The organism is Paenibacillus litoralis, from assembly GCF_046244365.1.
In the GTDB taxonomy this organism is placed as follows: Bacteria; Bacillota; Bacilli; order Paenibacillales; family NBRC-103111; genus Paenibacillus_V.
This window is the reverse complement of sequence record NZ_CP176395.1, coordinates 5,830,329-5,846,936: the sequence shown is the minus strand read 5'-3', so window position 1 is coordinate 5,846,936 and position 16,608 is coordinate 5,830,329. Positions and strand designations below refer to the sequence as shown.

The 16,608-nt window shown below is 57.2% G+C and carries 15 protein-coding genes; all 15 read left to right on the top strand.

Translation table 11 applies throughout. The annotated features are described in order from the left end of the window. The 15 genes from ACKGJP_RS24855 (at position 1) to ACKGJP_RS24785 (ending at position 16,603) form a co-directional block, all read left to right on the top strand. Positions 1-2,286, top strand: coding sequence for a DUF5696 domain-containing protein (locus tag ACKGJP_RS24855; RefSeq protein WP_409341474.1), 2,286 nt, complete (start codon positions 1-3; stop codon positions 2,284-2,286). Further along, positions 2,283-3,161: a carbohydrate ABC transporter permease gene (locus ACKGJP_RS24850; protein WP_409341473.1), complete on the top strand. Its 879-nt coding sequence runs from the start codon at positions 2,283-2,285 to the stop codon at positions 3,159-3,161. Before ACKGJP_RS24855 ends, ACKGJP_RS24850 begins: the two co-directional genes overlap by 4 nt. A gap of 5 nt (positions 3,162-3,166) precedes the next feature. Next, positions 3,167-4,156, top strand: coding sequence for a carbohydrate ABC transporter permease (locus ACKGJP_RS24845; protein WP_409341472.1), 990 nt, complete (start codon positions 3,167-3,169; stop codon positions 4,154-4,156). Between the two features lie 134 nt (positions 4,157-4,290). Beyond that, positions 4,291-5,676 carry an ABC transporter substrate-binding protein gene (locus tag ACKGJP_RS24840; protein ID WP_409341471.1) on the top strand — a complete coding sequence of 462 codons (1,386 nt, stop codon included), beginning with the start codon at positions 4,291-4,293 and terminating at the stop codon, positions 5,674-5,676. Next, positions 5,677-6,387, top strand: coding sequence for a metallophosphoesterase family protein (locus tag ACKGJP_RS24835; RefSeq protein WP_409341470.1), 711 nt, complete (start codon positions 5,677-5,679; stop codon positions 6,385-6,387). Positions 6,388-6,506: 119 nt separating this feature from the next. Beyond that, on the top strand, positions 6,507-7,544 hold the full coding sequence (locus tag ACKGJP_RS24830; protein ID WP_409341469.1) for a Gfo/Idh/MocA family protein: 1,038 nt from the start codon (positions 6,507-6,509) through the stop codon (positions 7,542-7,544). Beyond that, complete coding sequence (locus tag ACKGJP_RS24825) at positions 7,544-8,149, top strand: histidine phosphatase family protein (protein WP_409341468.1); 606 nt, start codon at positions 7,544-7,546, stop codon at positions 8,147-8,149. The genes ACKGJP_RS24830 and ACKGJP_RS24825 overlap by 1 nt, the downstream gene beginning before the upstream one ends. 375 nt (positions 8,150-8,524) lie before the next feature. Next, positions 8,525-9,136 (top strand): histidine phosphatase family protein, encoded by a 612-nt coding sequence (locus ACKGJP_RS24820; protein ID WP_409341467.1) that lies wholly within the window; start codon positions 8,525-8,527, stop codon positions 9,134-9,136. A 35-nt stretch (positions 9,137-9,171) separates the two neighbouring features. Then, positions 9,172-11,313: a two-component regulator propeller domain-containing protein gene (locus tag ACKGJP_RS24815; protein ID WP_409341466.1), complete on the top strand. Its 2,142-nt coding sequence runs from the start codon at positions 9,172-9,174 to the stop codon at positions 11,311-11,313. 51 nt (positions 11,314-11,364) lie between these two features. Beyond that, on the top strand, positions 11,365-12,225 hold the full coding sequence (locus ACKGJP_RS24810; protein WP_409341465.1) for a phytanoyl-CoA dioxygenase family protein: 861 nt from the start codon (positions 11,365-11,367) through the stop codon (positions 12,223-12,225). Between the two features lie 47 nt (positions 12,226-12,272). Next, the gene (locus tag ACKGJP_RS24805) at positions 12,273-12,884 is read left to right on the top strand and encodes an SGNH/GDSL hydrolase family protein (protein ID WP_409341464.1); all 612 of its coding nucleotides are present in this window, start codon (positions 12,273-12,275) and stop codon (positions 12,882-12,884) included. A 23-nt stretch (positions 12,885-12,907) separates the two neighbouring features. Further along, positions 12,908-13,723 (top strand): sugar phosphate isomerase/epimerase family protein, encoded by an 816-nt coding sequence (locus ACKGJP_RS24800; protein ID WP_409341463.1) that lies wholly within the window; start codon positions 12,908-12,910, stop codon positions 13,721-13,723. 53 nt (positions 13,724-13,776) lie between these two features. Further along, positions 13,777-14,607, top strand: a complete 831-nt coding sequence (locus ACKGJP_RS24795) for a sugar phosphate isomerase/epimerase family protein (protein WP_409341462.1) — start codon at positions 13,777-13,779, stop codon at positions 14,605-14,607. A gap of 34 nt (positions 14,608-14,641) precedes the next feature. Then, entirely contained in the window at positions 14,642-15,601 is a 960-nt protein-coding gene (locus ACKGJP_RS24790) for a Gfo/Idh/MocA family protein (protein ID WP_409341461.1), read from the top strand. A 15-nt stretch (positions 15,602-15,616) separates the two neighbouring features. Next, on the top strand, positions 15,617-16,603 hold the full coding sequence (locus ACKGJP_RS24785) for a metallophosphoesterase family protein (RefSeq protein ID WP_409341460.1): 987 nt from the start codon (positions 15,617-15,619) through the stop codon (positions 16,601-16,603). Positions 16,604-16,608: the final 5 nt, after the last annotated feature.

Here is a 16,608-nt window from a genome sequence, read left to right as displayed (position 1 = left end):
ATGAGTAAACGAACCATTTACAAACTTTCAGTCGTCGTTGTGATCGCAGCGGTCGTTGCGGCGGTCCTCCTTCTTCGGTATCCGAAGGGAAAGCAGACGACAGCGGCGGCCGGCATCGGCGTTTGCGCCGAGAACGGCGACAAGGCGCCGATCAAGATCCGCGCATTGGAGGGTTCGCCGGGGGACGCCGTCAAACAAGTGGCCGAGAACGGCAAATTCCGCTTAATGTACGACGGCGCCAAAGGTCTCGTCCATCTGGAAGACAAGACGAGCGGCAACCGCTGGTACAACTATCCGCAGAACCGTACCGGCATTTCGGAGAGCCAACTGGCGCTGATTCAGAATCCGATGGTGATCCGGTATACCCAGGGGGCCAATCCGACGCTGACGAACCCGCTGAAGGAAGCGGGTTCGGCGGTGCCCGCCCTGATCGAGGGCGGCGTCCGGATCGATTACGCGCTCACGTCGATCGGGCTGCATTTTGCGATGGAATACCGTTTGACGGCAGACGGCTTGGAAGTCAAAGTGCCATACGAGTCGATCAAGGAAGGAGCCGGCTGCAAGCTGGTCAGCCTCGAGCCGCTGCCGTACTTCGATGCGGCTAACGCCAAAGAAAACGGCTATCTCTTCATTCCGGACGGATCGGGCGCGATCGTCAATTTCAAGGAGAAGCATCTGGAATATTTCGACCGGTACTATCAGAACATTTACGGCGGCGATCCGGCCTTCAAAACGAAAACGAAGGAAACGGTCCTCAAAAATTCGAAGGAAGACGTGTTTCCCGCGCCTCAGGAAACGATCGCCATACCGGTGTTCGGCATCAATCGCGGCAAGCAAGGCTTTGCGGCCATCGTAACGGAAGGTGATCATGACGCCAAGATCGTGGCGGCTCCTTCCGGCTACCAGAACATCGGCCTTTACCGGGCGTCGGTCGAGTTTACGTATAGGAACGACGATGTCATCTTCATCGGAGATTCGGGCGAAGTGCCGATGTATCAAGGCGGCATGATCCAAGGAGACCGGGGAGTCCGCTTCGTTCCGCTGCAAGGCGAGCAGAGCGGCTATGTCGGGATGGCGAACGCATACCGCAATTACTTGATGAACGACCGCGGCGTCAAGCCGGTGCCGCAGGACCGTCCGGAGCTACAGCTGCAGCTTGTGGGCGGCGTGGTGCGAGACGAAATTCTCGGCAGCACCTATGTCAAGATGACCACGTTCGAGCAGGCGAAGGAAATCATCGACCGATTTGCGGAGAAGGGGGTCGATGCGATGGGAGTGACGCTGGAGGGCTGGTCGGACGGGGGATTGTTCGGCAGCCAGCCGCAGCATTTTCCCGTTGCCGGCAAGCTCGGAGGTTCAGGCCGTCTTGTAGAGCTTGCCAATTACGCCAAATCGAAAGGCGTCCGCTTGACCCTGGATGCGAACTATGTCAAGCCGTATGCCGACAGCGGAACGTTCGAGGAATCTAAGGACGCGATACGCGGACTGAACCGCGAGCCGATGATCGTACGCGAAGCGAATCTGGCTACCTTGCAGCAGCAAAAGGGAATGAGATTCAATTTGCTGAAGCCGGAAACCGCAACCGGCAATTTGAACAAGGAGCTTGCGAAGTACGAAAAACTGGGCATTGCCGGCATCCGAATGAATCACGTTGGCGATCTGCTCTATTCGGATCAATCCCCTTCCTCGCTATTCAGCCGCAAACAAACGGCGGAGAGCTGGAGCGGGATACTCGATACGGTCAAGAATCGTCTCGGCGGCGCAGCGGTGAATTACGGCAACGCCTACACGTTCGGACATGTAAACCGGATCGACAGTGCGCCTATGGATTCGAGTCATTTCATATTCGAGGACCGCACGGTACCGTTTTATCAAATCGTGCTCCGCGGCCTCATTCCTTATTACGGCGAACCCGGAAACATGCGCGAGGACGGACCGAAATCGTTTTTGCGGATGATCGAATACGGGGCGATGCCGCTGTACCGGCTGTCCTATGCGAATTCCTCCAATCTGCAGCGCACGCCGTTGAACGATCTGATCAGCTCCGACTACCGGGATTGGCTTGAACCGGCAGCGGAGGAATACCGGAAAGCCGCGAAGGCGCTCAAGCCGGTGACGAATCAGCCGATCGTTGGCCACGATCAGCTTGCGCCGGACGTGTACCGTACGACATTCGCGAACGGGGTCGCGATTTACGTGAATTATGGAGAAAGCGCCAAGCTTGCGGACAATGTGAGGATCGAAGCAGGCGGCTATGCCGTTGCGGAAGGGGGGAGCGCCAAATGAAAGGAAAGCTGCGCCTGACGCTGAAGGGCAGGCACATATGGGAGGGCTATTCCTTCGTTGCGCTCTGGACGTTCGGGTTTCTGGTATTTATGGCGATTCCGCTCGTCCGGTCGCTCCTCTACTCGCTGCAGGATCTGAAGGTAAGCTCCGGCCGGCTTGAAGCGACTTACGTCGGCCTCAAAAATTACCGGCAGGCGTTTACGGTCGATGTGGAATTCATGCCCATCCTGAAGGAAACGATGCTGAAAATGGGGTTCCAAGTGCCGCTCATCCTCATTTTCGCCATGTTCAGCGCCATCCTGTTGAACCGGCCGATGAAAGGCAGAATCTTCTTCCGCGGCGTCTTCTTCCTGCCGGTCATCATCGCCGCCGGTGAAACGCTGCAGAAATTAACCGCCCAAGGCGCAGCAACGCTGCCGATTTTCCAGCAGTACGATATGAAAAGCATGCTGCAAGACTACATTCCGCTGGAGCTGCTGACGCCGCTGCTGTCCATGATGGATTCGCTCACTCTCGTCATGTGGGGCGCCGGGGTTCCGATCCTAATCCTGCTGGCGGGCCTGCAAACGATATCGCCGACGCTCTATGAGGCGGCCAAATGCGACGGCGCGACGCCTTGGGAGAACTTTTGGAAAATTACGTTTCCGATGATCATGCCGATGCTGCTCGTGAGCACGCTGTTCTGCATCGTCGACTCGTTTACGTCGGTCATGAACAAGATGATGCGATTTATCAATATGCTCGTTTTCAATAAGTTCAGCTACGGCTACGCCTCGGCGATCGGATGGATCTATTTCGTCTTCATCTTTATCGTCATCGGCATCGTATTCGCGATATTCCGCAATACGTCCGCTATGGCCAAGGACAGGAGGTAAGGCGCGTGAAAGAATCCCGGTTGACCCTCGTTTACAGGCGCAGACCGGCTAACGAGCCGGTTTCCGCCTCCGGCTTTCTTCGCTCGACGGGCGTAAGACGGGTGAAGGATGCGATAAGTCTAACGATCCATTACGTGATGATTCTCAGTCTGTCGTTCGTATTTCTGTACCCGATGCTTTATATGATCAGCCAATCGTTCATGACGGGGCAGGATGTGGCGGATGCGCTCGTCCAGTGGATACCGAAGTCGCTGAAGTTCGAAAATTTCATTTATGCGTTCAACAGCTTGTCGTACATGAAGCACTTCAAGAACAGCGTCATCATTTCGCTGGGGGGCGCCCTGCTGCAGCTGTTCGGCTGCGCGCTGGCGGGATACGGCTTCGCCCGCTACCGGTTTCCGGGATATACGATTCTGATGGTTTTGCTGCTGTTCACGTTTCTTGTTCCGCCCCAGTCGATCGTCGTGCCGCTGTTCCTGCTGTTCAGCGATTTGAAAATGATGAATACGTATATGCCGCTCCTCGTTCCTAACTTTTTCGGCCATGGACTGCGCGGCGCGCTGTTCGTCCTCGTCTACATGCAGTTTTTCCGGGGACTGCCGCATCAGCTCGAGGAGGCTGCCAAGATCGACGGCGCCGGACCTTGGCGGACGTTCATATCGATCATGGTGCCGATGGCAAAGCCGGCTATACTGGTCGTCTTCCTGTTCTCGATCGTCTGGCACTGGAACGATTCCTTCTTTCCGAACCTGTATTTGAATAAGACGGACAGCTTTACCTTGAATCAGAAGCTGGGGACGATCGAGGTGACGAAGGAGAAGGACGAAACCGGGATGAAACAAGACTCCAAAGATGTGATCGGAGAGCTGCCGACCAACCATGAGAAGCTGATGGCGGGGGCGTTTCTGACGATATTGCCGATACTCCTCCTGTACTTATTCACACAGCGCTACTTCGTGGAAAGCGTCGAACGAACGGGGATTGCCGGAGAGTAAACGAGGCTTGGAAAGGGGTGATGCCGCAGTTTGGCGCATAGGTGTCCATGGCAAGACGAACGGGCAGTTACAGTCAAAAAGCGGGGAAACGGCAAGTCGAAGGACGATTATACACTGCGAAGGAGAGAAGAACGATGAAAAAAATGTCACTCTCATTGTCAGCCATCCTTTTATCGGTCGGATTGGCGTTAAGCGGATGCAGCGGTTCGAATGCGCCGGGGGATAGCGGGAGCAGCAGCAGCCCTAAGCCAAGCGGTACGAATAGCTCCGCGAGTCCGAGCGCAAGCGCTAGCGCCGCTCCGGCGAAGAAGCCGGAGGATTTCAAAGGCGAGATTACGGTCTGGAAAGGCTACGAGGACGTCACCAATCTTTTCAGGAAAAAATATCCGAACGTCAAGGTCATTACCGATACGCCGCCGAAGTCGGAGGATAAATTTACGACTGCGCTGGCAACCGGAACCGGGGCGCCGGACGTCATCGACTTGTCGCAGGCGCATTTCCATAAATTCAAGGCGATGGACGGCCTCGAGAACCTGCTTGCCGCTCCGTACAACGCAGGCGGCATGCAGAAAGACTTCGCTCCCATGGCTTGGGAAATGTCCACGACACTCGACGGCAAACGGTTGTTCGGTCTGCCTTGGCGGATGACGCCTTACGTCATGTTCTACCGCGCGGACATTTTCGAGGAGAACGGCTATCCTTCCGATCCTGATTCCGTTGGCAAGCTGATTGCCGATCCGGATAAGTTTTTCGAGCTGGCGCAAAAAATGCGCGCCAAAGGCCATTATTTCTTCCGTAGAGCCGAGGAAGTGACCGACATCGCGTCTCCGGGCGTCGGGTACTACGACAAGGATCTAAAATATTTACGGAATAACGATACGTTCGCCAAAGCGATCGACTATGCCAAGCGGGCGACGCAGCTCGATCTGATTTTCCCGGGCGCCAAAGAGGAGCAGGACCGCGCGCTCAATACCGGTAAGCTGATCACCTATTTCGGCGGCGTGTACCGTCTCAGCACGTTCCAAGTCGACGAGAACGGCAACAAAGGGTCCTTGTCCGAAAACCAAGGGAAATGGCGGATGACGACGCTGCCGTTCGGTCAAACTCCCGGTCTCGGCTACGGCACTTACGTGATTCCGTCGCAAAGCAAAAACAAAGAGCTGGCATGGGAGTATATCAAATTTGCGGTCACTTCGCCGGAAGCGCAGCAGATATTCCTGAAAACGGCAGATTTGACGCCGTATAAGCCGCATTGGAGCCTGCCGATCGTGAAGGAAAAGGCGGAAGCCGCCATGGGCGGACAGAAAATACTCGAGTACGGCTTTAAGCTGATGGACAAAATGGTGTACCAAAGCGGCAACCCGCTCGACGAGAAATCCTCGACGATATGGGGCGAGAAGCTGACCGAGGCGCTTACGAAAAACCAGGACTCCCGCGCCGTCCTGCAGCAAATCGCGGACGAAACGGAGAAGGCCGTGTCGGTCGAGAAAGAAGCGCTCAAGAAAGTTCTGGGGAAATAAATGAAGGCGCTCGTCATTTCCGACGTGCATGCCAATATTTACGCCTTGGAGGCCGTCTGGAAGAAGGAGAAGGACAGCGAAGTGGTATATTGCGCCGGCGATCTGGTCGATTACGGGCCTTTTCCCAAGGAAGTAATCGGCTGGATGCGGGAGCATAACGCATGGTGCGTACAAGGCAATCACGACAGGAAGGTGTCCGCTCTGTACCGCGACGCGGACGCCCTCTGGAGCGTGCCGGACGGCGAATTGATGTGGAAACACGACAATGCGCGAAAGCTCGGCGAGGACGATATCGCGTATTTGGAGCAATTGCCCGTATCGCTTCAGTTCATGACGGATGCGATCGGATACGGCATGCAGCATTTGTTCGTGAAGTACGAGACGATCGAAAGCCAGCACGGGTTTGCCGATTTTTGGCGGCAGCATACTTCATATCCGGTGCGGGACGCCATGCAAAAGCGTTTGATTTTCGGCCATACGCACAGAAGATGCATTCACGTTCTAAGCGATGAGGAGCTGTGGCTGAATCCGGGGAGCGTGTCCTACCGCAGGAAGGACGATCCGTCCAGCGCCGCGCATTATATGACGATTACGGACGGCCGCATCTCTTTGAAGAGCGTGGAATACGATCGCTCCCCGCTGCTGCGGGCGACGAAAGCGGCGCTTCTTAGACCGGACGAACGGGAGGTGGGGCTGCGGTTTTTCGGGTAGACCGCTGCATACCCGCTCGGGGCTTCGGCAACCGCGGACGAAACGGATAAGGCCGTGCGGCTGCGAAATGGCAGCTTAACAAGGATTTAGAGAAATCGAGCATAGAGGAGCGGGTAGTCGTGGCCAAAATAAAAATCGGCGTCGTCGGCGGCGGAGGGATTGCGCAGGCGGCTCATATTAACAACTACAAGAAGCACAGCGATAAGGTAGAGCTTGTCGCGATCGCCGACGTGAACAAAGGAGTGCTGCAGCGGAATATCGAGGAGCACGGGTTCGCGTACGGATTCGAAGACTATAACGAAATGTTCGCCAAAGTGGAGCTCGACGCCGTCAGCATTTGTACGCCGAACAAATTTCACGCCCCGGCAACGCTAGCCGCGCTGAAGGCGGGCTGCAACGTACTGTGCGAGAAGCCACCCGCCATGACCGCGGCGGAAGCGGAGGCGATGGAGGAAGCGGCGAACGCGTCCGGTAAAATACTCGCCTACGGCTTCAACAACCGCTATAAAGCGCGGGCGCAATATCTCAAGCGCATGATTGAAGACGGGGAAATCGGCCGCATTTATGCCGGCCGGATTTCGGCGATGCGCAGGAACGGCATCCCGGGAGGCGTTTTCGTCAATCAGGAGCTGCAGGGCGGCGGCCCGCTCATCGATATCGGCGTCCATATGCTCGATCTGGCCTTGTGGTACATGGAGTTTCCGAAGCCGGTATCGGTAATGGGGTCTACGCACCGGGAACTCGGCATCAAGCCGCTCGAATCGGTTCCGACGCCTTGGGATTATCGCAACTATACCGTCGAGGATTTGGCGATGGGTATGATCAAGTTCGATAACGGGGCGTCGCTGCTGCTCGAAACGAGCTTTATCGTCCACACGCTGGAGATTACGAACAATACGGTCAGGCTGCACGGCACGAAGGGCGGCTGCGATTTCAAGACGGGAGGTGTCTTCCAAAGCCGCTATGGAACGATCGTCGATATCGCGGCGCCGAAGCTGCCCGACCCCGATTCCCATCAGCTTCAGCTGGAAGCGTTCATCGACGCCGTCGCCGGCAACGGGCAGATGCTGTCGACTCCCCGCCAGGGCGTCATCGTGCAGCAAATTATCGAGGGCTTGTACCGTTCGGCGGAAACCGGGGAAGCGGTGACTCTGTAATGGACTTGTTCATCATCCGGCACGGACAATCGGTCGGCAACATTAGCGAGGAAGATATGCCCGACTGTCCGCTCACCGAGCTTGGCCGCCGGCAGGCGGAGCATGTCGCCGCCTGCTTGGAGGGGGCCGGGCTGACGCATATCGTATCGAGTCCGCTTATTCGGGCGATCGAAACGGCGCAGCCGCTCGCGCGGCGATCGGGGCTGCCGGTTCGCGTATGGCTCGAGGCTTATGAGATCAGGAACCGCGGCCCTTACCGCGGACCGAAGAGCAAAGAGCTGGAGCGTCAATTCGCCGGCATTCTGCTGGAAGACGAAATGGACGCGGAGGGCTGGTTCTATGCGGGCGACGAAACGCCCGAAAGGGGACATGAGCGGGCGCAGCGTATCATCGGACGGCTGCGCCGCGAATTTCCCGGCGACGAGCGCGTGGCGCTGTTCGCGCACGGAGGCTTTAACCGGTTCCTGCTGCGGGCCGCGATCGGCTTGGATCACAGCAGCGGCGTCCGTTTTGCGGAGAGCAACGGGAGTATATACTGGATCAGCTTCAAGGAGCGGGAAACCGTGGTGGAATACGCGGGTTCGCCGAGGCCATTGTTCGGATGACTGGCTTGGTCCGGCTGGCCGCATGGTCCAGCTGACTGGCTTGGTCCAGCTGACTGGCCTGGTCCCGCTAACCGCGTAGTACCGCTACCCGGCTTAGTCCCGCTGTGCAATTTGTTGCAGATCCGCTCTGCAACACTTCAACATTAGTTTTGGTGGGGTTATGCGGACTATGCTGTGGTATGTGGAGGCGCCTGTCCTGACATATTGTATTTTTTACAACAATTCAGCGGGAAATGAGCAGTTAGCGGAATGGATGTTGCATAGCGTACAACATTTTTGACGGATTAGGCCGTTTGAGAGCAATATTCGGGAAAGTTGTTGTATTTCCTACAACATCTCAATAAATGTACAACATCGCACGACGAGGAGGAAGCCATGGAATTGTTCATCATACGCCACGGACAGTCTATCGGCAATACCGTGCCGCACGACATGGCGGACGGGGAATTGACCGAGCTTGGCCGCAGCCAAGCCGAGCTCGTGAAGGCGGGTATGGAGGGCGCGAATGTGACGCACATCGTGTCCAGCCCGCTGCAACGGGCGATCGAAACGGCGCAGCCGCTCGCTCGGGCGGCGGATTTGCCGATTCGGGTATGGATCGAAACGTTCGAGGTTCGCAACAAGGGGGCATACCGCGGTCCGTGCGAACAAGAGCTGGCGCGAATGTACCCGGAAATTAAGCTTGAAGACGAGATAGAGGCGGAAGGCTGGTATTGCGAAGGCAACGAAGACGAGGAGATGGCGCATGGCCGGGCCCGGCGAATATTGGACCGGCTGCGGCGCGAGTTTCCCGGCGAGGAGCGCGTGGCGTTGTTCTCGCACAGCGGCTTCAACCGGCGGCTGCTGCTGGCGGCGCTAGGTTTGGATCACCGCAGCGATGTCCGCTTCCTGCAGAGCAACGGAACGATGTACTGGCTAAGCTTCGGCGAAGCCGGGGTAGACGTGAAGTATGTGGGGGATTTCCGTCCCTTGTTTCAACATTCGTAACGCACATTGGCGATTTCGGAAGGCGTGATAACAAAATGAAATCCACTAGGACGACGCTTATGCTGGGGCGTTTCCCGCAATGGGAACGCACCTTTTATACGACGCAGCAAGGTCTGCCTTCGAGCCGCGTGAACGTACTGGCGTTCGCTGCGGGTACGTTATGGGCGGGAACTAACGCCGGCTTGGCCCGGCTTGAAGGCGAACGCTGGGCAGCGGTCGACGGGGGTTCGAGCGAGGGACGGTTTCCACAAGAGGCAGCGGTTACCATGCTGTATACGGATCGCGCGGACGCTCTCTGGATGTCGGCAGGCAGCGAGCTGTATCGTCTTCACCATGGAGAGTGGCGGCGGGACAGTCTTGGCTATCCGGCCGTAGCCATGGCGGAGGACGATCGCGGAACGCTGTGGGCGGCCGCGGAAGCGGGGCTGTTTCGTTTGGAGAAAGACGGCTGGAAGCGAGTGGCTCTCTTCGGGCGCGCGCAGGTGCGCGATCTTGCCGTTCTGGGCGACGGTCAAGTGTACGCGTCGACGGACTCGGGGCTGTTCGCGTTATCCGGCAAACGGCCGCACTGGTTCAAGATCGAAGCGCGGGACGGCGGCATCGTCAGCGACGATCTGAGGGGCATGTCAGCCGACCGGTGGGGCCATCTGTGGATCGGAACCGACAAAGGCGTCTGCGTGCACGACGATAGCGATATGTTCTACGTGCTCGACGGCACCAAGGGGCTGGCCTGCGAGGATGTCCGGGTAATCGCGCGCGGCGAAGACGGGACGCGCTGGTTCGGCACGGCGCGGGGAGCGATCCGGCTTCACGAGGGACAGCTGAGGTATTTCGCCTCCAAGCGCTGGCTGCCCGACGACGACGTTCATGCGATTGCGGTCGGGGCTGACGGGACTGTATGGTTCGGTACGTCTGGCGGCATAGCGAAGATGGCTGCGCGCCTGATGTCGCTGGAGGAGAAGGCGGATCATTTTGACAGGATGGTGGAGCGGTACGAAACCCGTTTCGACTACGTCACGCGAAGGGGACTGACCGAAGAGGGCGACATCGAAAGCGGAAGCGTCAGAATTTCCGACAACGACGGACTATGGACGTCCGATTACGTCGCGGCCCAATGTTACCGCTATGCGGTGACCCGTGACGAGCGGGCGAAGGAGAAGGCAAAGCGCTCCATGCATGCGGTTATGCGCTTACTTTCGGTTACCGGCAGACCCGGCTTTTTCGCCCGTTCCGTTCGTCACCGGTCGGAGTCGGGATTCGGCTTGCACGAAAGCAATCCGGAGTGGCGTTTGAGCGCGGACGGCGAATGGGAATGGAAGGGCGATACGTCGAGCGACGAGCTGACCGGCCATTTTTACGCTTATTCCGTCTATTACGATCTGGTGGCGGATGAGGAAGACAAAGCGCTTATCCGAACATGCGTGAGCGCGATTATGGATCATGTGATCGAGCACGATTATTGCTTGACCGATATTGACGGTTTGCCGACAACGTGGGCAGTGTGGACGCCCGAGAAGCTGAACCGGGACGCCAAATGGCTTGACCAGCGGGGAGTCAATTCGCTGCAGCTTTTATCGTTTCTGAAATCCGCCGTCCATATGACGGGCGACGAGAAGTACGAACGGGTATACCGGAACGTGGTCGCCCGTTACCATTACGGAATGAACACTCTGGAGCAGAAAAGTACGTTTCTGGGCGAAGCGAACAGCATTGACGACAATCTCGGTTTTCATGCTTACGTTCCCTTGCTGATGTATGAAACGGATCCTGATCTGCGCGCCTTATATATGATGAGCTTGGAGCATCACTGGCAGTTCGAGCGTCGGGAGCGGTCGCCTTTGTGGAATGCGGTATACGGGGCGCTGACCGGGAGAGCCTGCGACGTGGAAGCCGCGGTGCAAACGCTTGCCGAAATGCCTCTCGATTTCATTCACTGGAAAGTCGTGAACAGCGTCCGCGCGGACGTCCGCTTCCATCCGGAGCTCGCGAAGCATGGGTACCGCCTGCTCGCCGAGCCGCTGCCGTACGAAGAAAGGCCTATGCACCGTTGGGACAAAACGCCTTACATATGCAACAGCGGAGACGGTCATTTGCTCGAGGACGGAACCGTCTATCTTCATCCTTACTGGCTGGCAAGGTACTGGAAGCTGATTGACGAGACGGCTAAAGCGGAATGACGTTAAGCACAAGGGTTATTGAATTCGAATCCGGTCGAAGGGGATGAGCACGTGGAAGCTGTTATAACGGCGGAGATGCGCGAGTTTTTTGAAACGAACGGCTATGTCGTGGTGAAAAATGCAGTGCCCAAACAAAACTGCGAACGCGTCATTGACACGATCTGGAAATTTACGGGACAGCAGCCGGACGATCCGGAGAGCTGGTATCGGCCGGCGGCAGGAATGGATGCGTTCTGGAAGCACCAGAAGGCAGGCATGCTGCCGCTGTATAACCACCAGACGCTGTGGGATAACCGGCAGCATCCGAGGCTATACCGCGCGTTCGCCGAACTGCTGGAAGAGGAAAAGCTGTGGGTCACCATCGATCGGGTCAATATGAAGCCGCCCCGGCGGGACGATTTTACGCAATTCAATACCGGGTTTATCCACTGGGATATGGACACAAGCGAGCTGACTTTCCCGCTGCCGAAGCCGCGCCGCGTTCAGGGCGTGCTGTACTTGGCCGATACGGAAGCGGATCAAGGCGGTTTTCAGTGCGTGCCGAGCATATACCGCGATTTCGAGCAATGGATTCGCACGCAGCCGGGCGATCGGCATCCGACCTTGCCCGACGTGACGGGCCATGAAGTGGTTCCGATTCCGGGCGAGGCAGGCGATTTGCTAATTTGGGACATTTTGCTTGCCCATGGAAACGGTCAAAATTATACATCGCAGCCGCGGTTTGCGCAGTACATTTCGATGGTTCCGGCACAGCCCGGCGTTCGCCGGGAAGATGCGGTCGCGTGCTGGCGCAACCGGACGGGAACGTCCGACGTTCCTCAAGATCCGCGAGCTTGGGAAGCGAATGCAAGCGCCGAGCCTGCAGAGCTGACGGCTCTCGGCCGTAAGCTTCTGGGTCTTGATCCTTGGTGATGCCGTAGAGAAAGGCAACGAATTCAAGAGAGAAAGGATAATGGGCGATGAAACTGGAGCAAGGCGATACGCTGCTGATGATCGGCGATTCGATTACGGAAGCTCCGAAAGGCGAGGGCTATGTGTCCAGCACCGCCTCGCTGCTGCAGGCCGTTTATCCGCAGCTGGGCATACGGGTGATGAACAAAGGGGTCGGCGGGCATACGTCGCGCGATCTCAAGCATCGCTGGCAGCAGGATGTGCTGGATCATCGGCCGGAATGGCTGTCGATCATGATCGGCATCAATGACGTTTGGCAGCAATTCGATATGCCGGGCAAACCGACGAATTCCGTTTATATCGACGAATACGAAAGCATTTTGCGTGAATTGATCGCCGGTACGAAGGAGCAGCTGAAAGGTCTCGTGCTCATGACGCCTTTCTATATCGAATCCAACCGGGCCGATGCGATGCGTGCCATGATGGATCGTTACTCGGACGTCGTCAGGAGACTGGCGGTAGAGAACGATGCGATTTTCGTCGATACCCAGGCCGTGATGGATGATTTGATGAGCTATTATTATCCCGGCGCTATCGCGTCGGACCGCATTCATCCGAAGAAAGCCGGACATATGGCGATCGCAAGGGCGTTTTTGAAATCAATCGGCTTTACTTGGTAGAGAGGATGGAGATCCGCTTGACGATGAATAACAAAATCGGCGTTATCGAGGATAACTTCAAGATCGGCGCATGGGAAGGCGTGAAGAAGGCGAAGGAGGTCGGAGCGGAAGGCATTCAGCTTTTCGCCCGGCGGGAGCTGGATCCCGATGTACTCGGAGCAGCCGAACGCAAGGAGCTGAAGCGGCTGATCGATTCGCTCGGATTGGAGGTCGCCTCTTTATGCGGCGATACGGGCGGTCCCCGGTTTATGGAGATCGCTACGCACCGGGAGCGGATCGATAAAACCAAGCGCATCCTCGATATGGCGGCCGAACTGGGGACGCCGATCGTAACCGCGCATATCGGCACGATTCCGGACGATACGAGCTCCGAGCTGTATGAAGCGCTGCAGAACGTATGCGCCGAAATCGGCCGGTATGCGGCATCGATGAATGCCTGCTATGCGATCGAAACGGGACCGGAAACGGCTGCGCATTTGAAAACGTTCCTTGACTCGATAAACGTTCCGGGCATGGCGGTCAACTTCGATCCGGCCAACCTGTGGATGGTGAAAGGCGACGATCCGGTACAAGGCGTGCATCTGCTGCAAAAGTATATCGTCCATACCCATGTCAAGGACGGCGTCCGCATTCCCCGTACGGTTGACGGAGAGACCGTATACGAGCATGCGGAAACGCCGATCGGGGAGGGTGAGGTCCGGTTCGACGAATATTTTGCGGCGCTGCGGCAAATCGGCTATACCGGCTACCTGACCATCGAGCGGGAAAAGGGCGAGGTGCCCGAGCGCGAGCTGAATATCCGCAATGCGATAGCATTTATTAAGCGATACAGAGCTTGAACGAACCGTCCGTCAATCCATCACTCAATCGCTTTATCATAGGAGGAGTTCGCATGCTGAAAGGGATTTATCAGGGATGCTTCCCGAACGATATGCCGCTCGAGGAGCTGTTCGCAACTAGCCGGAAAGCCGGCTACGATGCGGTGGAGCTTGTCGTGCATCATGCCGGAAGCGTAGGCCTGACGCTGGAAACGACGCCGGCCGAAGCGGAAGGAATACGCCGGATGGCCGAAAAGCACGGCATTCAGCTGCGTTCGCTGTCGGGAGGGCTTGTACGCAAAACGCCACTTTCTTCCGCTGACCAAGCTGTTAGAGACGAAGGCCGCCGCGTTACGCTCAAGCTCCTGGAGCTGGCGGAAGCCGTCGGAGCGGATACGGTACTGGTCGTGCCGGGCAAGGTTGACCAAACGACTTCCTACGAGGACTGCTATACCCGTACCCGGGATGAGCTGCGGAAGGTGGCTGCCGAAGCGGAGCGCCGGCAAGTGCGCATCGGCGTCGAGAACGTTTGGAATCGCTTCTTGCTGTCCCCGCTCGAAATGGCCCGTTATATCGACGAGCTCGATTCGCCTGCGTTCGGGGCGTACTTCGACGTCGGCAATGTGCTCCAGTTCGGATTTCCCGAGCAGTGGATCCGCATTTTGGGACACCGCATTTTCAAGGTGCATGTCAAAGATTTTTCCAGCAGGGTGGGCAATGGAGCGGGCTTCGTGCCGCTTCTGGCAGGAGACGTCGATTGGCAGGCCGTTCGTTCGGCGCTGCAGGATATCGGCTACGACGATTTGCTGACCGCGGAAATCCACTCGTATGCGTCGGCGCCATTGCAGGCCATCTACGATACGGCCCGTCATTTGGACGTCATTATCGGCGGCGAAGCGAAATAATACGTTCTTACTCTTAAGTGGAGGTACGATGAAGATGACAGTTCGAGTAGGATTTATCGGTGCGGGAGGTATCGCCAATTCGCATCTGAACGCGCTTCGTTCGTTCGAGGAAGTGACGATAGCCGCCATTTGCGATATTAACGCCGAGCAGGCGGCCAAAGTATCCGCGCAATACGGAGCAACGGCTTATTCGGATTTCGACGGCATGCTGGAGAAGGAAAAGCTCGACGTGCTATTCGTTTGCGTGCCTCCTTTTGCGCACGGGGATTTCGAAGAGAAGGCTGCCGCTCGCGGGATTCATCTTTTCGTAGAGAAGCCGCTCGGACTGGAGATGGACGTTATCCGCCGCAAAGCGGAAGCGATCCGCAAGGCAGGCGTCCTGTCCTCCTCCGGCTATCTGCTCCGGTACCAGGATACGACCGCCATCGCAAAGGCGTATGTGCAGGATAAACGGATATTGACCGTACGCGGCTACAATACGACGAAGTTCGTACGCGCTCCGTGGTGGAAGGTGATGGCCAAATCCGGCGGACAGCTGGTCGAGATGACGACGCATCTCGTCGATCTGATGCGCTATTTTGCAGGCGACGTCAATACGGTATACGCCAACATGGCGCGGCTGGCCACTCAGGATGTCGAAGGAAGCGACATCCCCGATGTAGGCATGGTTAACGTCGTGTTTGAATCCGGCGCGATCGGCAGCATCGAGAACAACTGCATCCAGTTTGAACGGCGCTCCGGCGTCGAGCTCATGGGGACGGGATTCCGGATTCTGCTGGACAGCAAAAGCCTGACCATTGCCGATCGCGAAAAGACGGTCGTATACCAGGAACGGTCCGACGGCTTGGCTATGCAGGACAAAGCGTTTATCCGCGCGGTCATGACCGGCGATTCGTCGCTTATTCTTTCTCCTTACGAAGATGCCTTGAAAACGGTTGAGCTTACGCTGGCCGCGAACGATTCGGCGGCATCCGGATTGCCTGTGAACATCTAAAGGGGGAATGACGCAATGACAACCGGGGAGAGCCGCTTGACGGGAGAAGCAGGATTGAAGTTTCGCGATAACGGCACGTTTACGATCGTGCAGTTCACCGATGTCCATAACGGAGGCGGCACCCCGGAGGATTTGCGCTCGTTCGCTCTGCTCGAGGCGATCCTTCGCGAGGAGATGCCCGACTTGGTCGTATACACCGGGGATCAGATCCGCAGCCGCGGACCCGATCCCTTGGCGCAATTTCGCCAGATTACGTCTATCGCCGAAAAGGCGGGGATTCCTTACGCATTCATATTCGGCAACCACGATTCGCGGCGAAACGTCACTCGGCAGGAGCTCATGGATATGGAGAGTCAGCGTCCTCTTTGCTTGGCGCAATCCGGACCGAAGCATGTGAGCGGGGTAGGCAATTATTCGCTGCAGGTTTCGGCATCCCGAGCGCCGGAAGCCGCGGCTGTCCTCTATTTTATCGACAGCGACCGCAATGCGCCGGAGAGCGAAGTCCATGACGGAAGAAGCGAGTGGATCGACCGCGATAAAACGGACTGGTACGTCCGGGAGTCTGACGCCCTTACGAGGCGTCATGGCCGAACGCTGCCGGCGCTTCTTTTTTGCCATATTCCTATGCCGGAATACGAGGAAGTATGGAATACCCAGACGTGCTGCGGGTACAAGTTCGACGAGGTGCGCTGCCCCGAGCGTAACGCCGGGTTGTTTGCCGCTATGGTGGAGAAGGGCGACGTCATCGGGGCGTTCGCGGGCCACGACCATTCCAACGACTATTGCGGCGAGCTGCAAGGGATCCGACTGTGCTATGGGCGGGTCAGCGGGTTTAACGGCAAGGTACAGGAAGGCTTTCAGCGCGGAGCCCGTATCATAAGGTTAAGGGAAGGGGAACGCCGTTTCGATACGTGGATCCGGCTGGAGGACGGCTCGCTCGTAACCCGCCAGCCGGTGCATGACCCGGAGCGGCAGCAAGGAAGCTTGTGCGGCAAGGCTTGAAAGGA